Origin of the sequence: Protofrankia sp. Cas8 (assembly GCF_963555845.1) — a bacterium.
GTDB lineage: Bacteria > Actinomycetota > Actinomycetes > Frankiales > Frankiaceae > Protofrankia.
Genome location: NZ_CAUVXI010000013.1, coordinates 42,943 through 43,978, shown reverse-complemented (window position 1 = coordinate 43,978; position 1,036 = coordinate 42,943). Strand labels below are relative to the sequence as shown.

Genomic DNA, 1,036 nt, shown 5'->3' with positions numbered 1-1,036 from the left:
TCGTGGTCGGCAGCGTCAGGGGGCGGACACTGCGTACCCTGACGACCAACGTCGAGTGCCCGTCCCTGTCACCGGATGGAACCAGGATCGCCTTCAAGAAACGTGCCCAGGGCACGCTCGTGCAGTGGCGGCTTACCGTGTTGGACCTCGCGACCATGCGCGAGACGCCGCTCGCCGAGACCCGCAGTGTCGACGACCAGGCCGCCTGGTTCGACCAGAACACCGTTACCTACGGCCTGCCCAGGACATCGGATCAGGACAGCGTGATCAACGATGTATGGCGGGTGCCCGCGGACGGCTCCGGCACCCCTGCGGTCCTGGTGGCGCAGGCGTGGTCACCGGCCTTCGTGCAGACCGGCATCTCCCGCTGACCACGGCCGGCCAGCGCCAGTAGCCAGCCCGCTACCGGGCCAGTGGATGAATGCGGTTCTGGGCCGCGGCCAGCCCTTCGGTGACGATCTGTTCGACTGCGTCCGCCGCAGTGTCCACGACGAGCGCAAGCTCCTTGCGTTCGACCGCCGAAAAGTCCCGCAGGACGAAGTCAGCCGGGTCCATCCGGCCGGGCGGGCGCCCGATGCCGACCCGGACTCTGAGGTAGTCACGTGAGCCCACCGATGTAGTGATCGATCGTAGCCCGTTGTGTCCGTTGTCGCCACCGCCGAGCTTGAGCCGGACAGCCCCGAAGGGAATGTCCAGTTCATCGTGGACGACGAGAATTCGTCCCACCTCGGCCTTGAAGAACGCGCGCAGAGCCGCCACCGGGCCACCCGAGGTGTTCATGAACGAATGTGGCTTGGCGAGCACCGCCCGTGCGCCGGCGAGCCGCGTCTCCACGACGTCGGCTCGTCCCCGGTGGGTTCGGAAACGGCCCCCGACCCGCTCGGCAAGCAGGTCGAGGACCATGAACCCGATATTGTGCCGGTTACCGGCATATGCCGGGCCTGGATTGCCCAGCCCCACAACCAGCCACGGCCCGGTGACCGCGCCGTCGGCTTGCAACCCGGTCATGATGCCGTGCCCCTGTTGCCGAGCGCCT

At 67.7% G+C, this 1,036-nt stretch carries 1 protein-coding gene and 1 pseudogene; one reads left to right on the top strand and one right to left on the bottom strand.

Annotated features, from left to right (window positions below; all coding sequences use genetic code 11):
• A pseudogene (locus U9977_RS04270) lies at positions 1-371 on the top strand (hypothetical protein); the annotation flags it as partial.
• Positions 372-402: 31 nt separating this feature from the next.
• On the opposite strand, the gene pth reads toward U9977_RS04270, so the two are convergent.
• Entirely contained in the window at positions 403-1,008 is a 606-nt protein-coding gene (gene pth / locus U9977_RS04265; RefSeq protein ID WP_322747844.1) for an aminoacyl-tRNA hydrolase, read from the bottom strand.
• Positions 1,009-1,036 lie beyond the last annotated feature (28 nt).

What these genes read in the sequence shown, in the direction of transcription:
- pth (WP_322747844.1), bottom strand. Translation starts at nt 1,008, where the DNA reads ATGACCGGGTTGCAAGCCGACGGCGCGGTCACCGGGCCGTGGCTGGTT.